20 protein-coding genes are annotated in these 22,358 nt (G+C 74.1%); 11 read left to right on the forward strand and 9 right to left on the reverse strand.

Going from position 1 to position 22,358, the window contains the following annotated elements; all coding sequences use genetic code 11:
* The first annotated feature begins 52 nt into the window (after positions 1–52).
* The 7 genes from PATMI_RS0121390 to PATMI_RS0121420 all read left to right on the forward strand — a co-directional run bounded on the left by PATMI_RS0121390 (position 53) and on the right by PATMI_RS0121420 (position 7,032).
* Positions 53–1,138, forward strand: coding sequence for a LuxR C-terminal-related transcriptional regulator (locus PATMI_RS0121390; RefSeq protein WP_026912387.1), 1,086 nt, complete (start codon positions 53–55; stop codon positions 1,136–1,138).
* Positions 1,135–2,259 (forward strand): LuxR C-terminal-related transcriptional regulator, encoded by a 1,125-nt coding sequence (locus PATMI_RS35230; RefSeq protein ID WP_026912388.1) that lies wholly within the window; start codon positions 1,135–1,137, stop codon positions 2,257–2,259. Before PATMI_RS0121390 ends, PATMI_RS35230 begins: the two co-directional genes overlap by 4 nt.
* A gap of 226 nt (positions 2,260–2,485) precedes the next feature.
* Complete coding sequence (locus tag PATMI_RS32185) at positions 2,486–3,271, forward strand: enoyl-CoA hydratase/isomerase family protein (RefSeq protein WP_036726242.1); 786 nt, start codon at positions 2,486–2,488, stop codon at positions 3,269–3,271.
* Complete coding sequence (locus PATMI_RS0121405) at positions 3,268–4,065, forward strand: enoyl-CoA hydratase/isomerase family protein (protein ID WP_026912389.1); 798 nt, start codon at positions 3,268–3,270, stop codon at positions 4,063–4,065. Before PATMI_RS32185 ends, PATMI_RS0121405 begins: the two co-directional genes overlap by 4 nt.
* Positions 4,066–4,115: 50 nt before the next feature.
* Complete coding sequence (locus tag PATMI_RS0121410) at positions 4,116–5,057, forward strand: LLM class flavin-dependent oxidoreductase (RefSeq protein ID WP_026912390.1); 942 nt, start codon at positions 4,116–4,118, stop codon at positions 5,055–5,057.
* Positions 5,054–6,088 carry a phosphotransferase family protein gene (locus tag PATMI_RS0121415; RefSeq protein WP_026912391.1) on the forward strand — a complete coding sequence of 345 codons (1,035 nt, stop codon included), beginning with the start codon at positions 5,054–5,056 and terminating at the stop codon, positions 6,086–6,088. The genes PATMI_RS0121410 and PATMI_RS0121415 overlap by 4 nt, the downstream gene beginning before the upstream one ends.
* Positions 6,085–7,032 carry a DUF7064 domain-containing protein gene (locus PATMI_RS0121420; RefSeq protein ID WP_026912392.1) on the forward strand — a complete coding sequence of 316 codons (948 nt, stop codon included), beginning with the start codon at positions 6,085–6,087 and terminating at the stop codon, positions 7,030–7,032. Before PATMI_RS0121415 ends, PATMI_RS0121420 begins: the two co-directional genes overlap by 4 nt.
* A gap of 100 nt (positions 7,033–7,132) precedes the next feature.
* Here PATMI_RS0121420 and PATMI_RS36970 read toward each other — a convergent pair whose 3' ends face one another.
* The 4 genes from PATMI_RS36970 to PATMI_RS0121440 form a co-directional block, all read right to left on the reverse strand.
* A complete protein-coding gene (locus PATMI_RS36970) occupies positions 7,133–7,294 on the reverse strand; it encodes a hypothetical protein (RefSeq protein ID WP_211241770.1) in 162 nt (53 codons plus the stop codon).
* Between the two features lie 278 nt (positions 7,295–7,572).
* Positions 7,573–9,237: a carboxyl transferase domain-containing protein gene (locus PATMI_RS0121430; RefSeq protein ID WP_036726246.1), complete on the reverse strand. Its 1,665-nt coding sequence runs from the start codon at positions 9,235–9,237 to the stop codon at positions 7,573–7,575.
* The gene (locus tag PATMI_RS0121435) at positions 9,234–11,258 is read right to left on the reverse strand and encodes an ATP-binding protein (protein ID WP_026912394.1); all 2,025 of its coding nucleotides are present in this window, start codon (positions 11,256–11,258) and stop codon (positions 9,234–9,236) included. The genes PATMI_RS0121430 and PATMI_RS0121435 overlap by 4 nt, the downstream gene beginning before the upstream one ends.
* Before the next feature lie 38 nt (positions 11,259–11,296).
* Complete coding sequence (locus PATMI_RS0121440; protein ID WP_026912395.1) at positions 11,297–12,457, reverse strand: acyl-CoA dehydrogenase family protein; 1,161 nt, start codon at positions 12,455–12,457, stop codon at positions 11,297–11,299.
* A gap of 103 nt (positions 12,458–12,560) precedes the next feature.
* Between PATMI_RS0121440 and PATMI_RS0121445 the strand changes: the two genes are divergently transcribed.
* Positions 12,561–13,181: a TetR/AcrR family transcriptional regulator gene (locus PATMI_RS0121445; RefSeq protein ID WP_026912396.1), complete on the forward strand. Its 621-nt coding sequence runs from the start codon at positions 12,561–12,563 to the stop codon at positions 13,179–13,181.
* A gap of 304 nt (positions 13,182–13,485) precedes the next feature.
* Here PATMI_RS0121445 and PATMI_RS0121450 read toward each other — a convergent pair whose 3' ends face one another.
* From PATMI_RS0121450 to PATMI_RS0121470, 4 genes are all read right to left on the reverse strand, one after another.
* On the reverse strand, positions 13,486–14,235 hold the full coding sequence (locus PATMI_RS0121450; protein WP_026912397.1) for a hypothetical protein: 750 nt from the start codon (positions 14,233–14,235) through the stop codon (positions 13,486–13,488).
* A gap of 49 nt (positions 14,236–14,284) precedes the next feature.
* Positions 14,285–15,139, reverse strand: a complete 855-nt coding sequence (locus PATMI_RS32190; protein ID WP_051472117.1) for an SDR family oxidoreductase — start codon at positions 15,137–15,139, stop codon at positions 14,285–14,287.
* Positions 15,136–16,122 carry an SDR family oxidoreductase gene (locus PATMI_RS35235; protein ID WP_051472118.1) on the reverse strand — a complete coding sequence of 329 codons (987 nt, stop codon included), beginning with the start codon at positions 16,120–16,122 and terminating at the stop codon, positions 15,136–15,138. The genes PATMI_RS32190 and PATMI_RS35235 overlap by 4 nt, the downstream gene beginning before the upstream one ends.
* Positions 16,123–16,277: 155 nt before the next feature.
* Complete coding sequence (locus PATMI_RS0121470; protein ID WP_026912398.1) at positions 16,278–17,474, reverse strand: zinc-dependent alcohol dehydrogenase; 1,197 nt, start codon at positions 17,472–17,474, stop codon at positions 16,278–16,280.
* Positions 17,475–17,738: 264 nt separating this feature from the next.
* On the opposite strand from PATMI_RS0121470, the gene PATMI_RS32200 reads away from it, so the two are divergent.
* From PATMI_RS32200 to PATMI_RS0121485, 3 genes are read left to right on the forward strand one after another with little or no spacing between them, the layout of a single operon-like run.
* Positions 17,739–18,911: a glycosyltransferase gene (locus PATMI_RS32200; RefSeq protein ID WP_051472119.1), complete on the forward strand. Its 1,173-nt coding sequence runs from the start codon at positions 17,739–17,741 to the stop codon at positions 18,909–18,911.
* Positions 18,908–19,996 (forward strand): glycosyltransferase family 28 protein, encoded by a 1,089-nt coding sequence (locus tag PATMI_RS32205; RefSeq protein WP_051472120.1) that lies wholly within the window; start codon positions 18,908–18,910, stop codon positions 19,994–19,996. The genes PATMI_RS32200 and PATMI_RS32205 overlap by 4 nt, the downstream gene beginning before the upstream one ends.
* Positions 19,987–20,823, forward strand: a complete 837-nt coding sequence (locus PATMI_RS0121485; protein ID WP_026912399.1) for a glycosyltransferase family 2 protein — start codon at positions 19,987–19,989, stop codon at positions 20,821–20,823. Before PATMI_RS32205 ends, PATMI_RS0121485 begins: the two co-directional genes overlap by 10 nt.
* A gap of 49 nt (positions 20,824–20,872) precedes the next feature.
* Here PATMI_RS0121485 and PATMI_RS0121490 read toward each other — a convergent pair whose 3' ends face one another.
* Positions 20,873–22,099: an IS110 family RNA-guided transposase gene (locus tag PATMI_RS0121490; protein WP_026912400.1), complete on the reverse strand. Its 1,227-nt coding sequence runs from the start codon at positions 22,097–22,099 to the stop codon at positions 20,873–20,875.
* Positions 22,100–22,358 lie beyond the last annotated feature (259 nt).

The raw sequence follows: 22,358 nt of genomic DNA on the forward strand, positions 1-22,358 counted from the left end.
CCCTGTCACCCCAAGGGCTGACTTTTTGCCACCGGGCCCCTAGGGTGGACCCGTGAGCGACGTCCTCGAGCGGTGCCGGGAGGAACGCCACCGCGCCCGCGAGGTCCGCGGGCACGTGTCCGTGGCCGTCGTCGCCGAACTGCGGTCGGAGTGGGAGTCGTGGCGTGCGACGGCGCGGACCCTCCCGACCACGGAATCGCTGCGCCGACTGCTCGAGGTCGCCGACGAGCTGCGCGCCGTCGACGAGCACGAGGAGCACACCCTGGAACGGACGAGGACCGAGATCCAGCACGCCCTCGGGCGGCTCCGGCGCTGCGACTCGATCGACCAGCTCGTCCGGCTCGCCCCCGGCGAGCTGCGGCGGGCCTGCGGGTTCTCCCGGGCGATGATCTCCCGGGTCGACGGGTCGTCGTGGGTGCCGATCTTCCCGCCGCCCGGGGTCGACGCCGACGCCGACGCGCTGCGGGCCCGGTTCGGGGACCACTTCGTCCTGCCGATGCAGCACATGCTGCTGGAGGCCGAGATGGTCCGGCGCCGCATCCCGCTGCTCGTGGAGCACGCCGCGAGCGACCCGCGGGTCCACGAGGCGTTCGTGAGCCTGGCGGGCGCGCGGGACTACGTCGGGGCTCCGATCCTGTCGGGGCGTCGCGTGATCGGCTTCCTCCACGCGGACCGCCGGGACCAGGACCACGCCGTCGCGCCGGGCGACCGCGAGGGGATCCACGTCTTCGCGCGGCACTTCGGCCTGCTCCACGACCGCGTGGCGATCGCCGAGGAGCTGCAGCGCCGGCACGACGACATCGCCGGCCGCCAGCGGGCGATGGCGGACGAGCTCGCGTCGCTCGTGACGAGTCGCCTCGTCTTCCTCCCGCCGGCGGAGTCGGACGTCTGGCGGCCGCAGGCTGAGCACCACCACGAGGCGGACGACCAGCCCGCACCCGACACGCTCACGGCCCGCGAGCGCGAGATCCTCGCGATGGTCGCGTCGGGTGCGACGAACCAGGCGATCGCCCGGGAGCTCGTCGTCTCGCCGAACACGATCAAGACGCACGTGGCGCGCGCGAGCCGCAAGCTCCGCGCCCACTCGCGCGCGGAGGCCGTCGCCCGATACCTGCAGGCCACGGAGCGGACCTGGTGAGCACCCCGGAGCACGTCGGCCGGACCGAGCCGCACGTCCTCGCGGCGGTCGAGCGGCTCGCTCGTCGTGCGGCGGATCGTGGCCTCGCGACGGCGGACGTGCCACGGCCGCCCCGCGCCCCCGACGCGCTGGCCCTCGTCCAGGGGCTCGCGCGCGACGCCGGTGCGCGGATGGCCGAGGGGTCCGGCCGCTCCGACGACGCCGCGATCGCGATGGACGCCCTCGACCTCGAACGCGAACTCCGGCACCACGGGGCGGTCCGGCGGGCCCGCCGCCGTGCCGCGCAGGAGGACGCCGTCGAGCGGCTGATGGCGATCGCCGATCCCGCGACCCTGCTGCGGCGGGTCGCCGACGAGGCCGTCCTCGCCGGGGGCATGCGGCGCGCGCTGTTCAGCCGCGTCGGGGACGACGCCTGGTCCCCGGTGTCGTGGTCGTCCGGCGCGTCCGACCGCCAGGACCCCGACGAGCCCACGGTGCCGCTGGACCGCATGCCGCTGGAGTTCGAGGTCGTGCGGACGCGCCGGCCGCTCCTCGTCACCGACGCCGACGCCGACGCACGGGTGCACCGGCGGATCCGCGGGGTGATGGACCGGTCGTTCGCCGTCGTCCCCGTCGCGCCGGACGACCGCGTGATCGGGCTGCTCCACGTCGACCGGGACGGGGAGGACCGCGACGTCGACGAGGGCGACCGCGACCTCTTGTGGGCGTTCGCCGAGGGGTTCGGCCGGCTCTACGAGCGCGCGGCGCTGCGGTACCGGCTCGGCGCCCAGCGCGCGATCGTCGAGGCGACTGCCCGCGCGGCGCTGAAGGCGGTGCCCGAGCTCAGCGAGACGATCGAGCTCGCCCGGCCCGTCGACCTCCGGTACCGCGCACGCGACCCGCTGGAGGACCGCCCGGTCGACGACGCGCTCCTGACGCCGCGCGAGCGCGAGGTCGCAGACCTCATGGCGGCGGGGCTGACGAACGCCGCGATCGGCCGGAAGCTCGTCGTCGAGCCCGCGACCGTGAAATCGCACATGCGGATCATCCTCCGGAAGCTCGGGGCCACGAACCGGGCCCAGGCGGTCGCGCTGTACCTCCGCCGCGACGTGCCCGGATCGTCGCCGCGCGACCGCCGCTGACGCCGCTCCGGCGCCGAACACGACGGGAGTTCCGCCCAACGCACGACGAGAGTCACCCGCAGGGCTGAAGCGCGGGAGGTCACGGTTGACAGAGACTGCTCCCAGTCCCAGAGACTGCTCCCGGTCCGGGCCGCCGACGCCCCGACCGCGTCGTCCCCGGACGCGTCCCTCGACGCCCGACACCGGGTGGCTCCGTCCCCGGAGCACCCACGACCCAGAAGGCCGCATGACCGACAAGGTGCTCTACGAGAAGCGCGGGCCGATCGCCTACGTCACCCTCAACCGCCCGGACAAGCTCAACGCGATCGACCCGGACGTCAACGAGCGGCTGCGCGAGATCTGGACCGACTTCCGCGACGACGACGAGCTCCGCCTGGCGATCCTCACCGGGTCGGGCGACAAGGCCTTCTGCGCCGGCGCCGACCTGTCGACGATGGTCGGGCACTGGACCGGGGCGGGCCCGGGACTCGGCCGCGACGCACTGCCCAACGGCTTCGCCGGCGGCATCACCCGCGGGCTGCACCGGACGAAGAAGCCGGTGATCGCGGCGCTGAACGGCTACGTCATCGGGGGCGGCCTCGAGCTCGCGCTGGCGTGCGACATCCGCGTCGCCGTCGACCACGCGATGTTCGGCTCGTTCGAGCTGCGTCGCGGGATGCACCCCGCCGACGGCGGCATCGTCCGGCTCGTGAACATCTGCGGCGCCGGGATCGCTCTCGAGCTCGAGCTCACGGGTGAACCCATCGATGCGCAGCGCGCCCTGCAGTGCAACCTGATCTCGAAGGTCGTCTCACCGGAGGACCTGATGGAGACCGCCGAGTGGTACGCCGAGAAGATCCTGCGCAACCCACAGAAGGGGGTCGAGTCGGCGAAGGACACGATCCTCGAGGTCATCGGCCGGCCGCTGGAGGACCAGCTGCGGATCGAGGCCCTCTACGGCTACTCGATCTTCGGCAACCCCGAGATCGACGAGGAGCGCGCCCGCTTCCTCGCCGAGGGCGACCCCGCGTGAGCGACCCGACCACCCTGACGCTGACGCGCCCCCGGGACGGCGTCGCGCAGATCACGCTGAACCGGCCGGAGAAGCTCAACGCGCTGAACGCGACGATGTTCGACGAGCTGACCGCGACCGCGAGGACCGTCGGCGCCGACCGCACCGTCCGGGCGGTCGTGCTCACGGGCGCCGGACGCGCGTTCTGCCCGGGCTTCGACCTGGCGGACGCCCCCGCGCTCGCCGAGCTGACGTCGAGCGAGATGCTCGACTTCCAGGAGCGCGCCGCCGGCGTCGTCGAGGCGATCCACGCCGTCCCGCAGCCGGTGGTCGCCGCGATCAACGGGGCCTGCGTCGGCGGTGGGCTCTCGCTCGCGCTGGCGTCGGACGTCCGGATCGCCGCGGAGGACGCGAAGCTCTGCGCGATCTTCGTGCGCGGCGGGTTCTCGGCCGGCGACCTCGGGTGCACGTGGTTCCTGCCCCGGATCGTCGGCCTCGGCGTCGCCGCCGAGCTGATCACGACGGCCCGCACGGTCCTCGCCGACGAGGCCCTGCGGATCGGCCTGATCAGCCACGTCCACCCCGCGGAGGACCTGGTGGACGCCGCCCTCGACACCGCGTCGACGATCGCGGCCAACGCGCCGCTCGGCGTCCGGATGAGCCTCCGCGCGCTCTACGCCAACGTCGACGCCCCCTCGCTCCGCACCGCGCTCGAGCTCGAGAACCGCGGCCAGGCGATGCTCTCCCCCGGCCCCGACGTGCGCGAGGCGCTCGCCGCCGCGCGCGACGGCCGGACGCCCCGGTTCGCGGACTGACCAGCATCCGTGCGCCCCCCGACCACCGCCAGCCGACGAGGACTCCCCGCATGACCACGACCGCCCCCGGCATCGGCATGACCGTCTTCAACGAGCCGCTGAAGCACCGCACCGCCGAGGACCGACGCACCGTGCTGCGCTCCATCGGCGAGTCCGGGATCGACCACATCCACCTCGGCGACCACGTCAGCTTCCGCAACGGCACCGGCTGGGACGGCCTGATCACCGCCACGTCGATGCTCCACATGCAGGACCTCGTCCCGGTGCACCTCGGCGTCTACCAGCCCGTGCTGCGCCATCCCGTCCTCGTCGCCCGGGAGCTCTCGACGCTGACGGAGCTCGCCCCGGGCCGTCTGGTGCTCGGCGTCGGCGTCGGAGGCGACGACCCCGCCGAGGTCCGCATGTGCGGCGTCAACCCGAAGACCCGCGGACGCCGGATGGACGAGCACCTGCCGATCCTGCGGGCGCTCCTGCACGGCGAGCGCGTCACGCACGACGGCGAGTTCTTCCAGCTGGACGACGTGTTCCTCACGCCCACGCCCGATCCCGAGATCCCGATCCTGATCGGTGGGCGCTCCGACAAGGCGATCCAGCGCACCGGGCGGCTCGGCGACGGCTGGCAGGGGATCTGGGTCTCCGCCGACCGGTTCGCCCAGACCGTCGAGCAGGTCGAGCAGGCGGGCGCCGACGCCGGCCGGACCGACGTGCCGTGGCGCCACCAGATGATCGTCTGGTGCGGCCTCGGCGACGACCGCGTGAAGGTGCGGGAGGTCGTCGCGCACGAGATGCACGCGATCTACGGCATCGACTACGAGCGCTTCGAGAAGTGGTCGCCCGCCGGGACGCCCGAGGACCTGGCCGAGTTCCTCGCGCCGTACGCCGAGCGGGGGTGCAGCGACTTCAGCCTGATCGCCCACGGCGGGGAGCTCGAGGAGACCATCGAGCACGTCGCCGCGGTCAAGCGCCTGCTGTCGGGGGTGACGGTCGCATGAGCGGGACGACGGCCGGGCCCGACGTCGACCGGGCGTCGCTCGAGCGGTGGCTCGTGGAGCGCGACCTCCTCGACGCGGTCGCCGACATCCGCCGCATCGGGGACGGGCACTCGAACATCACCCTGCTGGTCGGGGACGGCACGCGGCGGGTCGTGGTCCGGCGGCCACCGCCGCCCCCGCTCCCGCCCGGGGCGCACGACGTGCTCCGGGAGGCGCAGGTGCTCCGTGCGCTCGAGGGCACGGGCGTGCCCGTGGCGCGGGTCGTCGCCGTCGACGACGTGCCGGAGGTCGCAGACGTTCCGATGTACGTGATGGACCACGTCGACGGCGTGGTCCTGACCGACGACACGCCGGCTCCGTACGCCGACCCCGCGACGCGCCGGCACATCGCGGACGGCATCGTCGACGCCCTCGCGGCGCTGCACGCCGCGGACTGGCGCGCCCACGGGCTCGAGTCCTTCGGCAGGGCCGACGGGTACCTGGAGCGGCAGCTCCGGCGGCTCGGGAAGCTCATCGGCGACGGCGAGCAGCCCGTGGGCCTCGAGGAGCTCGGTGCCTGGCTCGTGGGGACCACGCCGGAGTCCGGGCCGGCCACGATCGTCCACGGCGACTACCGCATCGGCAACCTCATGCTCCGCCCGCAGGACGACCAGCCGGTCGCGGCGATCCTGGACTGGGAGCTCGCCACTATCGGTGACCCGCTGGCCGACCTCGGCTACCTCGTCGCAACGTGGGCCCACCCGACCGCACCCGAGCACCCGCTCACCCGACTCTGTCGCGTGACCACCGAGGACGGCTATCCGGACCCGGCCGCGCTCGCCGCCCGGTACGCGGCGAGGACCGGACGCGACGTCTCCGCCCTCTCGTGGTACGCGGCCTTCGCCCTCTGGCGGCTCGCCATCCTCTTCGAGTACAGCCGGCGCCGCTACGAGAGCGGCAACGGTGATCCGTACTACGCCGATCCCTCGATGGTGCGCGAGTTCGTCGACGCCGGGCTCGCGATCCGCGACCGAGGGAGCACGGGCGGATGACGATCGTCGCCCGCCCCGCCCGAGAGGACCACATGACCGTCAGCACGCTCACCGCCCAGGACGACCTCCGCCACCGCGTCCCCGCGGGCGTGAAGGGCCGCGACAGCCTGTTCTGGAACCTGATCCTGCCGGAGGAGGAGCTCGGGCTGCAGGTCTACACGATGGTCGACCACAACGGCTGGGCCGGCCGGCAGCTCGCCGTCTTCGGCCCCGGGCCGGAGCCGCTGGCGCTGGAGATGGAGCACGGGATCAAGGTCCCCGACGACCAGGACTTCGACGCCTGGCGCGTCGGCGGCCTGGAGATCGACCTGCCCGAGCCGCTCACGCGCGCCGAGATCCGGTACGCCGGCGACGGCGTCTCGCTGGAGTACTCCTACACCGCCCTCCACGCGCCGTTCAGCTACACCCGCAACCCGGTCGGCTGCCCGCAGTGGATGGCGATCGACCGCTTCGAGCAGACCGGCCGCGCGACTGGGACGCTGAAGGTCGACGGGCGGACCATCGACTTCGACACGCTGGTCCACCGCGACCACTCGTGGGGGCGCAGGAACTGGCGCTTCCCGCACCACTGGAAGTGGCTGTGCGCGCAGACCCCGGACGGGGTGGGGCTCAACGCGATGTTGTGGATCGCGCGCGGCGAGCTCGGCGTCAACGGCTACGTGCTGCGCGACGGCGAGCCCGTCGCGTTCACCGGGGTGCGGCAGTCGGCGACATACGACGACGACATGACCCAGCGGCACCTCGAGGTCGAGTTCGACGACGAGCGGGGCGACACGACCACCATGACCATGGACCGCTACGCCGTGGTGAACATGCCGTTCGGGACCGACACGACGGTCACCGAGGCCGCCTGCACCGTCACGATCGACGGCGCCCCCGGCCACGGTCAGTGGGAGTGCCTCTGGCCGACCTCGTACGTCACCCACCTCGCCGCGACCGAGTAGCGCCCGGGAGGGTCCCGTACGGTCCGAGCTTGGCCGGCGGCGCCAGGACCGGTCGGTCGCCGGTCGCGGAATCGCCAGAGCCGGCGTGTCGGGGTCGGGCTCAGCCGCCGATGGCGCTCATCGGGCGGTCCGGCGGCCGGAACCCCGGCTTGTGCATCTCGTGCCCCCACTGCTTCCCCGCCACCGCACGACGGATCATCGCGACCAGCTCGTCGTCCGACGCACCCGACCTGAGCGCCTTGCCGTCGGCCACCCGCCGCATGGGTGACGTCAGACGCCGGGTGTCCTCGCGGTGCTTCCCGGAGTTGCGGCCCTTGATGCGACTCGGCGACGGCCGACACGTCCGCGGGCGGGACCTCCGTGGTCGAGACGGGTACCGCGGTGCTGGTGTTCTCGGGCATGCGAGGGGCTCCGGTGACGACTGAGGAGGGTCCTGAGGTCGACGAACCTCCCCCCGGTCGCGACGGCGGCGCCAGGGCTGCGGACCGAAGGGATGAGTCGATTCATCCCCGTGGACCGCGCACGACGCGGAACCGCCCCTCACATCCGGAACAACGGCCGCGCGACCGGCTCCAGCGGGGCGTTCGCGCACGCCTCCAGCGCCAGCGCCACGACGCGCCGGGTGTCCCGCGGGTCGATGACGCCGTCGTCCCAGAGCCGGGCGGAGGCGTAGACCGGGTTGCCCTGCCGCTCGAACTGGTCGCGCAGCCCGTCGCCGAACGCGCGGCGCTCGTCGGGGTCCCACGTCTCGCCGCGCGCGGCCGCCTGGTCGTCGCGGATCGTCGTCAGCACCGTCGCGGCCTGCTCGCCGCCCATCACCGAGATCCGCGCGTTGGGCCACATGAACATGAACCGCGGCGAGTAGGCGCGGCCGCACATCCCGTAGTTGCCGGCGCCGTACGAGCCACCGATGACGACGGTGATCCGCGGCACCCGGGTCGTCGAGACCGCGGCGACGAGCTTCGCGCCGTCCTTCGCGATGCCGCCGGCCTCGTAGTCCCGGCCGACCATGAAGCCCGCGACGTTCTGGAGGAACAGCAGCGGGATGCCGCGCTCGTCGCAGAGCTCGACGAAGTGCGCGCCCTTCAGCGCGCTCTCGCGGAAGAGGATCCCCTGGTTGGCGAGGATCCCGACCGGATGGCCCTGCACCACCGCGAAGCCGCAGACGAGCGTCTCCCCGAACAGCGGCTTGAACTCGTGGAACGATCCCGCATCGACGATGCGGGAGATCGCGTCGCGGACCTCGTAGGGCTCGCGGGGATCGGCCGGCACGACGTCGAGGATCGTGTCCGGGTCGTGCTCGGGACCGACGGCCGGCCCGACCTCCCACGGCGCCGTCGTCCCCGCCGGGGCGATCCCGTCCGGCCCGGCGGCGGTGACGTACGGCGTGCGGGGCCGCGGCAGCGTCCGGACGATGCGCCGCACGAGCTGCAGCGCGTGCGCGTCGTCCTCGGCCAGGTGGTCGACGACCCCCGACGTCCGCGCGTGCAGGTCGCCGCCGCCGAGGTCCTCGGCCGAGACGACCTCGCCCGTCGCCGCCTTCACCAGCGGCGGGCCACCGAGGAAGATCGTGCCCTGCTCCTTGACGATCACCGTCTCGTCGCTCATCGCCGGCACGTACGCGCCGCCGGCGGTGCACGACCCCATGACGGCGGAGACCTGCGGGATCCCGGCGCGCGAGAGGTTCGCCTGGTTGAAGAAGATCCGGCCGAAGTGCTCGCGGTCGGGGAAGACCTCGTCCTGCCGCGGCAGGAACGCGCCGCCGGAGTCCACGAGGTACACGCACGGCAGGCGGTTCTCCTTCGCGATCTCCTGCGCACGGAGGTGCTTCTTCACCGTCAGCGGGTAGTACGACCCGCCCTTCACCGTCGCGTCGTTGGCGACGATCATCACCTCGCGGCCGTGCACCCGGCCGATCCCGGCGACGACCCCCGCGGCCGGCAGGTCGTCCTCGTAGACGTCCTCGGCGGCCAGCGGCGCGACCTCCAGGAACGGCGAGAACGGGTCCACGAGCCGCTCGATCCGCTCACGGGCCAGGAGCTTGCCGCGCGCCGTGTGCCGGTCGCGGGCGCGCTGTCCCCCACCGCCCGCGATCCGCTCCAGGCGGGTCCGCAGGTCGGCGATCAGGGTCAGGTGCCGCTCGCGGTGCGTCGTGGGGGCCGACCCGACCGTCACGTCCTCGGCGTCCTGCTCGATGCTGCTCATGCCTCGTCCTCCTCGACCGCCGCGAGCACCTGGCCGCGCGCGACGGGGTCGCCGACCGCGACGTCGATCGCGGTCACCGTTCCGGCGTGCGGCGCGGTGACGTCCATCTCCATCTTCATCGACTCCACGACGAGCACCACGCCACCGGCGCCCACGCGGTCGCCGACCGCCGCGCGGACGGCCAGGACGACCCCGGGCAGCTGCGCCTCGAGACCACCCGCCGTCGCGCCCGGCCCGCCGGTGGCCTCGGGCGCGTCGCGCCACGACCACGTCCCGCCGTCCGTGTGCAGCCACCACCGGTCGCCGTCGCGCGCGAGGGTCCGCGCCGGGTCGGGGACGATCGGTGCGGCGGGGCCGGCGGCCTCGCCCTGCCGCTCGTCGCCGACCAGCACGACCACGCCGTCCGCGGTCGCACGTGCCCGGACCGTCACCGCGGCGTCGTCGGGGTCCAGCAGGTCCAGCGGGGTCCAGCCCGCGGCGCCGGAGCGCCACGAGTCGACGGCCGCGAACGCCCCGGCGCCCGCCTCCGCGGCGAGCACGGCGTGCCGCTCGACCACGAGCGACCGCAGGGCCCGGTCGCGGTCGTCGACGGGCTCCGCCGACAGGGACGCGGCGTCGTCCGGTCGCGCGAGCAGCCGCTCGACGAGGGTCGTCGTGGGGCGGTCGGCCACGACCTCCTCGCGGGCGGTCAGCCGGCGCAGGAAGCCCGCGTTCGTCTCGACCCCGAGCACGACGAGGTCGGCCAGCGCACGGTCCAGTCGCGCGAGCGCCTGCGCGCGGTCGCGGCCCGTCGCGATCACCTTCATCAGCATCGGGTCGAACGCGGTCGTCACGACCGTGCCCTCCTCGATGCCGGAGTCCACGCGCACACCGGGACCGGACGGCTCGCGGTACGCGACGACCGGACCGATCGCCGGCAGGAACCGCGCGGGGACGAACGTGCCGTCCGTCCCGGTGGCCCCCGCGATCCGCTCCGCGGTGATCCGCGCCTCGATCGCGTGGCCGACCGCGGGCGCCGAGAGCGCCTCCGCGTCGATCCGCTCCCCGTCGGCGATCCGCAGCTGCAGCTCGACGAGGTCCAGCCCGTGCACGAGCTCCGTGACCGGGTGCTCGACCTGCAGCCGGGCGTTCATCTCGAGGAAGTAGAAGGGCCGGGCACCGTCCGCGCCGACGGTCCCGGACACGTCGAGCAGGAACTCGACCGTCCCGAGGTTCCGGTACCCCGCGGCCGTCGCCAGCCGCACCGCCGCCCCGTGGAGCGCGGTCCGCTCGGCGTCCGTCAGGCAGACCGCCGGGGACTCCTCGAGCAGCTTCTGGTGCCGGCGCTGGAGGCTGCACTCCCGCTCGCCGATCGCCACGACGGTGCCGTGCGCGTCGGCGGCGATCTGCACCTCGACGTGCCGCGCCGGGTCGACGAGCCGCTCGACGAGGAGCTCGCCACGCCCGAACGCCGCCTGCGCCTCGCGGCGGGCGGCCTCCACCGCACCCCTGATCGCGCCGGCGTCGTCGACGCGACGCATGCCCTTGCCACCGCCGCCCGCCGACGCCTTCAGGAGGAGCGGGAGCCCCGCGTCGTCGGCGAACGCGCGCACGGCGGCCTCGTCGACGTCCGCGCCCTGGAGCCCCGGGACGACCGGCACCCCGGCGTCGGCCGCGGTCTCCTTCGAGCGGATCTTGTCGCCGAGGAGGTCGATCGCGTCGGAGCCGGGCCCGATCCACGTGATGCCGGCGGCCTCGAACGCCCGGGCGGCGTCGGCGCGCTCCGCGAGGAACCCGTAGCCCGGATGCACGGCGTCGCAGCCGGTGTCGCGGGCGACGTCGACGAGCTGCTCGAGGTCGAGGTAGGGCGACGACGTCCCGTCGGTGCGCAGGGCGACGGCGCGGTCGGCGGCGCGCGCGTGGGGCGCGCCGAGGTCCTCCGGCGCGCACACGGCGACGGACTCCGTGCCGACGCGGGCGAGCGTCCCGGCGATCCGGACGGCGATCTCGCCGCGGTTGGCGATCAGGACGCGGTCAGGCACGGGCGTCCCGCCCGTCCGGGCAGGCGGTCGGCATCCGACTACGCCAGGACGGCGCGGGAGATGACCATCTGCTGGACCTCGTCCGTGCCCTCGCCGATGGTCAGGATCTTCGCGTCGCGGTAGAACCGGCAGACGGGGTACTCCTCGATGTAGCCGTAGCCACCGTGGATCTGGACGGCCTCCTCGGACGCCTTGACCGCGAGCCGCCCGGTCTTCAGCTTCGCCTGGGCGGCGGTCAGCGAGAAGTCGCGGCCGGCGTCCTTCAGCGCCGCGGCGCGGTAGACGAGGAGCCTCGCGGCCTCGATCTCCGTGGCCATGTCGGCGATCTTCGCCTGGATCTGCCCGAACCGCGCGATCGGCCCGCCGAACGCGTTGCGGCTCTTGGCGTAGGCCGCGGCCTCGTCCAGCGCGCCCTGCGCGAGCCCGAGCCCCATCGCCGCCACGCCGATCCGGCCGCCGTCGAGGATCCGCATGAACTGCTTGAAGCCCTGACCGCGCGGACCGAGGAGGTGCGCCTCGGGCACCTCGGCGCCGGAGAACGAGAGCGGCCGCGTGTCCGAGGCGTTCCAACCCATCTTCCGGTACGGCTCGCCGATCTCGTAGCCGGGCGTGCCGTTCGGAACGATGAGGTTCGAGATCTCCGGACGCGTGCGGCCCTTCGCGTCGGTGGTCTCCCCCGTGATCGCGGTGATCGCGACGTGCCCGGAGATGTCGGTCCCGGCGTTGGTGATGAACTGCTTGGAGCCGTCGATCGTCCAGGTGCCGCCGTCGAGGCTCGCACGGGTCTTCAGGGCGCCGGCGTCGGACCCGGCCTCGGGCTCCGTCAGCCCGAACGCCCCGAGCTTCTTCCCCGCGCAGAGGTCGGGCAGGTACTCGGCCTTCTGCGCGTCGTCGCCGAACAGCCAGATCGGCTGCGTGCCGAGCGACGTGTGGGCGCACATCGTGATCGCGACGGACGAGTCGATCCGCGTGAGCTCCTCGACCGCGACGGCGTACTGCAGCGTCGTGCCGCCGGCGCCCCCGACCTCCTCCGGGAACGGGATGCCCATCCACCCGAGCTCCCCCATCTTGGCGACGAGCTCGTAGGGGAACGCCTTCGTCCGGTCGAGCTCCTCCGCGACCGGCGCGACCTCCTGGACGGCGAAGTCGCGGACGACCTTCCGCAGTTCGAGGGCGTCGTCGGGCAGATCGAGGTCCATGCCTGCACTTCTACCGACTGAACGGTCTAATTTCAAGATGCGCGGCGTTCGTGGTTGACTCCCGGGGCAGCCCCGCCCCCGAGTTCCGCGAACCTCCACCCCCATGGCCGACCCGCCCAAGAGCCCCACGCTGCGGCGCAAGTACGACTCCCGTCAGCGGGAGGTCCTCGACGCGTGCGCCCGTGCGTTCGCCGAGCGCGGGTACCACGGGACCTCGATCGACGACCTGATCGAGGCCACGGGCCTGGCCCGCGGTGGGCTCTACCACTACATCGGGTCGAAGTCCGAGGCCCTGACCCGGATCCTCGACGACCTGATGGGCCCGCTGCTCGAGGCGGCGACGGCGGCCGTGGAGGGCCCCGACGCCCCGGCGTCGGCCGCGGGCCGGCTCCGTGCGATGACGCGCATCTGGATGCACCAGGTCGAGACCCATCGGGCGCACGTCGCGGTCTTCGAGCAGGAGCGCCGGACCCTGGAGCGCGACCCCGCGTGGTCCGCCGTCCGCGACGACCGCCGGGCGTTCGAGGCCCTGCTGCTCCGGGTGCTCCGCGACGGCGTCCGCACCGGGGAGTTCACGATCCCCGACCCCGACCTCACCGCGCTGGCCCTCCTCGGCATGGTCAACCACAGCGCCCTGTGGTTCGCCCCCGACGGGCGCCTCGACGCCGAGCAGGTCGCCGACGGCTTCGTCGACCTCCTCCTGCGCGGCGTGCGGAACAGCTGACGCGGAGCGTCGCCGACGCGACGCATGGCGGCGGCACGGGTGGGGAGCCACCGCGAGCGGAGGTCGCCGGGGCGCCCCGCCCCGGGCCCGTGCGTGATCCGCCGCGACCTTCGCCGACCCGTCTCCCCCGCGCCCGTCCGGCGCCGGGCGGCACCGCTTCCCCCGAAGGAGGTCAAGGAGGGACGGCCGATCTGGACTCAAGGCGCAACAGATCGGCATCGTGCTCGTCCTGATCCTGCTCGTCTGGATCTGGCTGCTCGGTCGCTGACGATCCCGCCGGGCGAGCGACGGGTCGGGGGTCCGCTCAGGACCCGGTCGGGCGCATCCGCTCCCGGGGCTCGTGCTTGCCGAGGCGCAGCAGGCGCCCGAACCGGCCGACACCCGCCCGGTCGAGGTCGGCGGACGCGAGCGAGTGGATGAAGCCGAACGCCAGGAGCACGTGGTACCGCGACTGGGTCTGCCGGTAGACGAAGCCGGCCAGGCCGGAGGACATCGTCGGGTGGAAGTCGCGCACCTCGAGCTGCATCCGCGCGTGGCTCATCGGGGTGCCGTCGGCCTCGCCGCCGCGGTCGTCGTCGCGCCGGACCTCGAGCTCGAGGACCCCGCGGCCGCGGCCCCGGCGCGAGATCAGCAGCCCGCGGTCGATCGGCCAACGGACCGTGCCGCTGTCGGCGTCGACGAGGAACTCCGGCTCGCGGAAGCCGAGGAGCTTGATGCGGGGCGAGAGGAAGCAGACGTATCGCCCGCCGCCCTCGACGACGACGCGGATCAGCCCGAGGGACGTCTTCTCCATGTAGAGCCAGTAGAGGCTCGCGAGGCGCTCGAGGTGCCGGACGTCCCAGCTCGCGTCCAGCCGCTCGGTCGGCGTGATGATCGACGCCGACTGCACGGAGTGGACGGCCCTCGTGCGCCGGTCGACGCCGGTGTCGTTGACGTAGTGCCCGATCCGGCTGCGGTCGGTCGCGACCAGCCGGCGGATCCTGCCGCGCATCACCCAGAGCGCGACCGGCAGCGTGACCAGCAGGACGAGCGAGATGATCAGGGCGAACGGCATGGCGGGCTCCGGGACGGGTGGGCGCTGGGACGGGGCGGCGTCGGAGCGGCTAGACCGGCGGGGCGGACGGCGCCGCCGGTCCCGAGCGGCCGCGCGGCAGCTCCCGGGCGAGCGCCGTGAGGCGCAACCCGGTCTCCACGGCCTTCTGTACCCCGAGCTGCGGTGCGGCGATCGGGAGCTGCCACGCGGGTGCGACCACCGCGCCCTGCCGGTGCTCGACCGCGCGGACGATGCGCTCGGCGGCGTCGGCGGCGGTCAGCGAGCGGGTCAGCACGCCCGGGGTCCGTTCCATGGCGCGGTGCAGGCGCTCGTCCTCCCCGACGAGGGTCGACATCTCGGTGTCGACCATGCCGAGGTACATGACGCCCGCGGACGTCCCGCGGTGCAGGAGCTCGATCCGCATCTGCGCGACGAGCTCGCCGACAGCGGCCTTCGTCGCGGGGTAGACGCCGGCCAGCGGCGTGGGGACGATGCCCGCGATCGACGCCACGGCGAGCAGGTGGCCCTCGGAGCGGTCGACGTGCGGCAGGGCGGCCTGCAGGGTCCACAGCGTGCCGCAGAGGTTCGTGTCGATCACGCGGCGGGCGTCCTCCTCGGACTGCTCGGCGATCGTGCCCGTCAGGACGACGCCCGCACCGGCCACGACGGCGCTCAGCCCCCCGAAGCGCTCGGCCGCGCGGTCGGCGGCCTCGACGACCTGCCGGCGGTCGGTGACGTCGGCGGGCGCCGCCACCGCGTCCTCGTGGTCGAGCTCCTCGACGAGGGCGTCGAGCCGCTCGCTCGGGCGACTCATCAGCGCGACCTTCGCCCCGCGCTCCAGGAGGACGCGCGCCACCTCGCGGCCGATACCGCCGGTCGCGCCGGAGAGGAGGACGCCGCGGCCCTGCAGCGAGATGCGGCTCATGCCGCGCCGCTCCCGTCGTCGACGGGGTCCGTCGTGCGGTGCTCGCTCCGGGCGACGAGGTCGTCCGGGTCCCGGTCGCCGAGGCCGTCGTCGCCGTCCGGGCCGCCGCCGTCGCGCTCGGGAGCACCCCGGGTCCCGGCCCGTTCGGTCAGCGCCTGCGCCGACTCGCGGCCCCCGGGGAGCTCCTCGCGGAGCGCCGTGTGGCCCATGAACCACTCGGCGATCGCACGGGTCAAGGTCTGCGGCCAGACCGACGGGGCGAGCCAGCGGGGCGCGGTCACCACGCGGCTGCGGCGCTCGAGGGCGCGGACGATCCGCTTTGCGACGGCGTCCGCGGTGATCGCCCTCGTGAGGAACGCCACCGAGTGCTGCGCCGCGCGGGCGGCGCGTGCGTCGGACTGGACGTCGCGGTTCATCTGGGTGTCGACCGCGCTCAGGTAGACGACACCGGCGGAGGACGGGCGGTTCATCGCCTCGGTCCGGACGGTCGCGACGATCGAGTCGACCGCGGCCTTCGTCGCCGGGTAGACCCCGGAGAGCGGGATCGGCGCGATGCCGGCGATCGACGACAGCGCGAGCGCATGGCCGCCCTGGCGGTCGATGTGCGGCATGGCCGCCTGGAACGCCCACAGGGTCCCGTAGAAGTTCACGTCGACGACGTTGCGGGCGTCGGCCTCGGTCTGGGCGACGAGCGTCTCCGGGCGGACGAGCCCCGCACCGATGACGGCGCCGATCAGACCGCCGGTGACCTCGCACGCGGCGTCGACGGCCGCGACGACCTGGTCGCGGTCGCGGACGTCGGCAGGGGCCGGCACCGCGGCGGGGCCCAGCTCGGCGGCGACCGCGTCGAGGCGCTCGCCGGTGAGGTCGAGCAGCACGGGTCGGGCGCCGGCCCGGACCAGCCGGCGGGCCACGGCCGCGCCGATCCCGCCCGCCGCGCCGGTCACGAGGACGCCGCGCCCTTGGAGGAGGAGTCGAGCCATCCGGCGTCCCTACCCCCGCGCGGCGGCCCCACCCGTCGGCTCCCTCAGACGGCCCGCAGCACGAGCAGCAGGAGGAGCGTCAGGCCGACCGACAGGGCGATCGAGCCGGCGCAGCCGAGGCGGTTCGAGAAGAAGAGGAACACGTGGCCCGCGGCTCAGGCCGGGCCGTGCGGCTGGAGGACGGCCTTGATCATGCCGTCGTCCTTCTTCTGGAACGTCTCGTAGGCCTGCGGGCCCTCCTCGAGCGGGAGCTTGTGCGTCGCGAGGCCGTCGACGTCGAGGGGGTCCTCGTCGCCCTCCAGGAGCGGCATGAGGTCGCCGATCCAGCGCTTCACGTTCGCCTGGCCCATCTTCAGCGTGAGCTGCTTGTCGAACATCTGCAGCATCGGCATCGGGTCGGCGGTGCCGCCGTAGACGCCCGAGATCGACAGCGTGCCGCCGCGGCGGACGACGTCGATGGCGGTGTGCAGGACGACCATCCGGTCGATGCCGCCGGTCTCCATGACCTTCTGCGCGAGCTTGTCGGGCAGGAGGCCCGTGATCTTCTGCGCGAAGGCGCCGACGGGCGCGCCGTGGGCCTCCATGCCGACGGCGTCGAGCACGCTGTCGGGGCCGCGGCCGCCGGTCAGCTCGCGCAGGGCGGCGCCGAGGTCGTCGTGCTTCGTGATGTCGATCGGCGTGACGCCGTGCTTCTCGGCCATCGCCAGGCGCTCGGGCACGAGGTCGAGGCCGAAGACCTGGCCGGCGCCGCGGTGCAGCGCGATGCGGGCGGCCATCTGGCCGATCGGGCCGAGCCCGAAGATCGCGATGGTCCCGCCCTTGGGGACGTTCGCGTACTCGACGCCCTGCCAGGCGGTCGGGAGGACGTCGGAGAGGTAGACGAAGCGCTCGTCCTTCGGGCCGTGCGGGACCTTGATCGGGCCGTACTGCGCCTGCGGCACGCGGAGGTACTCGGCCTGACCGCCGGGGACCTGGCCGTAGAGCTTCGAGAAGCCGAGCAGCGAGGCGCCGGTGTCGTACTCGCGGACCTGCGTGGTCTCGCACTGCGACTGCAGCCCGCCGTCGCACATGAAGCAGTGGCCGCACGAGATGTTGAACGGGATGACGACGCGGTCGCCCGCCTTGATGTGCGTCACCTCGGGGCCGACGGCCTCGACGATGCCCATCGGCTCGTGGCCGAGGACGTCGCCCTTGTCGAGGTAGGGCCCGAGGACCTCGTAGAGGTGCAGGTCGGACCCGCAGATGCCGCTCGAGGTCACCTTGATGATCGCGTCGGTGGGCTGCTCGATCGTCGGGTCGGGGACCGTGTCGATGCGGACGTCGTCGACGCCGTGCCAGGTGAGTGCCTTCATGGGGATGCCTCTCGTTCGGGGTGCTGCGAGCGGGGTCCCTACCCGTGCCCCGGGGTGCGAACCGGGCGGATCCGGACGGTCGCGGGCACCCGCCGGATCGGCGTCCCTACCCCGCGACGGCGCCCCGGAACCGGGGCGACGAACAACGTCTACGCGGGGTTTCCCGACGCGCGGACCCGGGGTACGGACGGCGCCATGCCGCGACGGACGATCCTTCCCATCGCCTCTCCCCACGCCCGGTCCACGGCCTCCGGGAGCTGAGTCGTGCGCATCGTCCTCATCGCCCACCACGTCGCCCCCATCCGGCCGCCGTTCGGTGGCGGCGTCGAGTCGTTCACCTGGAACCTCGGACGCTGGCTCGCCCGCCGCGGGCACGACGTGGTCGCCCACGCGCCACGGGGCTCGGCGATCCCGGGCGTCGAGATCCGCGAGCTCGACCTCGACGTCCGTCTCAGCGACGCCGCCCGCTCCGACGTCGACATGCCGCCGGGGGACTTCATGGCCGCGCACCACGCCTACCAGCGCCTGATGCTCGAGCTGCGCGCGGCGCCCACGACCTACGACGTCGTCCACTCGAACACGCTGCACTACCTGCCGCTCCTGATGGCGTCGACGATCGGCATCCCGATGCTGACGACGCTGCACACGCCGCCGACCCCGTGGCTCGAGAGCGCGCTGCGGTCGCTCGAGCCCACCGGGCGCCCGGCGCTGAACGCGGTCTCCCCCGCCACCCGCGCGGCCTGGGACGAGGTCGTGCCCGGCGTGCCGGTGGTCCGCAACGGCGTCGACCCGGCGGCGTGGCCGGCGGGGCGGGGCGGCGGGGGCGCCGTCTGGAGCGGGCGCATCGTGCCCGAGAAGGCGCCGCACCTGGCGATCGACGCCTGTCGGGCCGCCGGGCGCGGGCTCGTCCTAGCCGGGCCGGTCATCGACCGGGCCTACTGGTCGGCGGAGGTCGAGCCGCGCCTCGGGCCGGACGTCCGCTACGCCGGGCACCTCGACCACGAGGACCTCGCCCGGGAGCTCGGCGCGGCGTCCGTCGCCCTGATGACGCCGGCGTGGGACGAGCCGTTCGGCCTGGCGGCCGCCGAGGCGATGGCCTGCGGGACCCCCGTGGCCGCGTTCGCGCGCGGCGGCCTGCCCGAGCTCGTCGGCGACGACGGCGGGCGCCTCGCCCGCCCCGGCGACGTCGCCGACCTGGCCCGGGCGATCATCGCCGCGGCCGCGATGGATCGCGACGCCGTCCGCGCGCACGCGACCCTGACGGCCGGCATCGACGCGATGGGCCGGGCCTACGAGCGCCGGTACGCGCGCCTCGCCGGCGGGCGGACGCGTCCCGAGCCGCTGCACGTCGTGCGCACGCCGCCGGTCGTCGCCCCCGGCCCGCGACGGTCCCGGAGCCGGGCGCTCGCCGTCGCCCCGGTCCGGGCACCGTCGTGACGGTCGGCTGGTACGTCCACCACCACGGCGCCGGCCACCTCCACCGCTTCCTCGCCGTCCGCGAGCTGCTCGGACCGGAGGTCGTCGGACTCGGCTCGCTGGCGCGGCCCGCGTCGGTCCCGGAGGACGGCTGGGTCCAGCTCCCCGGCGACGTCCCCGACGGCGAGCCCGACGACCCGACGGCGGGCGGCACGCTGCACTGGGCGCCGCGACGGGTCGCCGGCCTCCGCGCCCGCACCGCGCGGATCGCGGCGTGGGTCGCCGAGCACGACCCCGCCGTCCTCGTCGTGGACGTCTCCGTCGAGGTCGCGCTGCTCGGCCGGCTGCTCTCGGTGCCGACGGTCGTGGTCGCCCAGCGTGGCCGCCGCACGGACCGGCCGCACGCCGCGGCCTACGCGGGCGCCTCCGCGGTGCTCGCGCCGTGGACCGCCGCCACGCACGCGCCGGGCGACGGTCCACCCGAGGACCGGTTGGTGCTGTGCGGGGCCGTCTCGCGGTTCGACCGCCTGTCGCCGGACCGGCCGGAACGCGCCCCCGCCGCCGACCCGCGACGGGTGCTCGTGCTCGTCGGCGCCGGTGGGCACGACCTGCACGCCCAGGACGTCGTCGCGGCGGCCGCCGCGACGCCGGGCGTCGTCTGGGAGGTGGCGGGGGCGCTGCGGGTGCCTGACGGCCGCGTCACCGATCGCGGCCCGGACGCCGACGTCCGCGCGCTGCTCCACGCCACCGACGTCGTGGTCGGGACCGCCGGAGGCAACGTCGTGGCGGAGGTCGCGGCGGCCCGCCGCCCGCTGATCCTCCTGCCGCAGGCCCGCCCCTTCGGGGAGCAGCGCCGCCAGGCGTCGCTGCTGCAGTCCGCCGGTCTCGCGGCGACCCTCGCCGCGTGGCCGGCCCCGGAGGCGTGGCCGGAGCTCCTGCGCGACGCTGCCGCACGGCCGGTCGGGCGGTGGTCGGCCCACCACGACGGGCGGGGCGCGGAGCGGATGGCGACGGCGGTCCGCGCGGTGGCCCGCGGGGAGGATCCACCCCGAGCGGCCGCGACGACATCGCTCGCCCGCGCCGAGGGGCCGGCCCGGTGCGCGTAGGCCTCGCCACGATCCAGCGCGGACGCCGCGAGCACCTCCGGCGCCAGGTCGCGGGCGTCGCCGCCCAGACCCGGCGGCCCGACGCGTACGTCGTCGTCTCGATGGACCCCGCCAGCGCGGACCGCCCGTCGCCCGACGGGCCGAGGATCGACGACCCCGATCCGAGGGTGATCCGGATGCCGGTCGCGGACGAGCTGCCCCTCCCCCTCGCCGCCGCCCGCAACGCCGCGGTCGCGGCCCTCGACGGGATGGACCTCGTCGTCCTGCTCGACACCGACTGCATCCCGGGCCCGGAGCTCGTCGCCCGCTACGCCGACGCGACGCGCGAGCGCGGCGGCCTGCTCGCCGGACCCGTCGGTCACCTGCCCGCGGGTCGCCCCTCCGCGACCGTCCTGACCGAGGACGACCGCCGGGCCGCGCGGGTCCGGGGCGGTCGGCCGGTCCCGGACGCCGGAGCGCTGCTCGACGAGCCGCGGCACGAGCTGTTCTGGTCGCTCTCCTTCGCGGTGACGCCGCTGACGCACGAGCGGATCGGCGGGTTCGACGAGGGGTACGCCGGCTACGGCGGCGAGGACACCGACTACGCGTTCCGGGCCCGGCGGGCGGGCGTCGGACTGACGTGGGTCGGCGGCGCGTGGGCGTATCACCAGGACCACCCGGTCTCGGACCCGCCGATCGAGCACCTTCACGACGTCGTGCGCAACGCGCGACGGTTCCGTGCGGTCTGGGGGCGCTGGGCGATGGAGGGTTGGCTCGCGGCGTTCGCGGCTCGGGGACTCGTCGAATGGGACCCGGACGGCGACCACCTGGAGCTCGCGGCCGGATAGCGCGCGGGCGGCCGGGGGGTGTCCCTATCGGGTTGTCAAGTCGATCGGGTCAGGTTGTCTGGGTGAGGGGGCCGGCGGAGCCGGCCCCCTCGAACCGGTAGAGCGTCTGCGTGCGGAGCATCTTGTGAAGCAGGTCGCAGCGCCGGCGAGCGAGGCACATGATCGCGGCGTTGTGGCGCTTGCCCTCGGCCCGTTTGCGGTCGTAGTAGGTCCGGGAGGGTGGGTGGTGCAGCGAGCAGAACGCGGAGAGCCACAGCGCGTTCTTCAACCGGTGGTTGCCGCGCCGAGACCGGCTCTGGCCACGGATTGATGAACCGGATTGGCGGGTCACGGGCGCAAGTCCGGCGTAGGCGGCGAGGTGCCCGGCGGTCGCGAATCGGGTCGGGTCACCGATCTCGCTGAGGATCCTGGCGCCGGTCCTGGTCCCGATCCCGGGGAGGCTCTCCAGGACCGGGGCGAGAGGGTGGGAAGCAAACAACTCCCCGATCTGTTCCTCGAGCGCTGCCCGATCGCGCCTGAGCGTTTGCAGGTTCTTCGCCTGTCCGGCGACGATCGATCCGATCGTGCGCTCGGCCGGCACCACGATCGTCTGCTGCTCCAGAGCGGCCCAGATGTCGTCGCGGAGCCGCTCGGCCATCCGTGGTGCGTGGTGCTTCAAGGTCTGCAGGATCCGGCCCTTGCCGGCCTTCCGCAGCGTCGTTGCAGTCGGATACCGGGTCAGCAGCTGCAACACCGCCGGGTGCTCCAACCGCTTGCCAAGCACCGATTCCAGCGGCGGATGGGCCTGCAACAGCAGGTCTCGCAGCCGGTTTGAGACCCGCGTCACGTCGTGTGCGAAGTCGTCATCCATCCCGCACAACAGCTGCAGCGCCTGCAGCACCTCGTCGTCCTCCGGCAGCCAGTGCAGCCGCGCTGCGTGAAGCCTCGCGGTGTCGGCGAGGACCATGCTGTCGCGTCGGTCGGTCTTGCTTTCGCCCGGGTAGAGCTCCGCCGCCCTGCGCATCACCAGGCCCGGCACATAGGCCACCGGCATATCCCGTGCCCTCGCGGCCTGCACCGCGAGCGACCCGATCGAGCCGGGCTGATCGATCACCAACGCCGCCCGGCCCACACCCTGAGCGGTGTCCAGCAGCGCCTCGAGGTCGTCCTGGCGATTCCTCACCGCCCGGTCCGCGAGCTGCCCACCCGCCGTGTCGATGAGCGTGGCGTGGTGGTCGTGCTTGCCGACGTCCAGCCCGATCCAAACCTCGATCCCCGGATCGTCGTGGTCGCTCATGACGGCTGCTCCTCCTCGTTTCGGGGTGCGGTTCGGGCCCTGCAGGGCCCGAACCGCACCCCGAAGCCGCAGCCACCTTACGAATCAGCCCCAACGTGGGCGTGTCCCTATCAGCGGTCACCGGGATGCCCGTGCCGCTGGCCGCAACACCCCCCAGATCACAACGGACAGGGGGCCTTCAGCGCTACCAACGACACCGGGCCCACAACGCATCCTGGCCGAATCACCAGGACGCACCAAAACGGTAAGGGGGTCGCAC

It is taken from the genome of Patulibacter minatonensis DSM 18081 (genome assembly GCF_000519325.1).
Classification (GTDB): domain Bacteria; phylum Actinomycetota; class Thermoleophilia; order Solirubrobacterales; family Solirubrobacteraceae; genus Patulibacter; species Patulibacter minatonensis.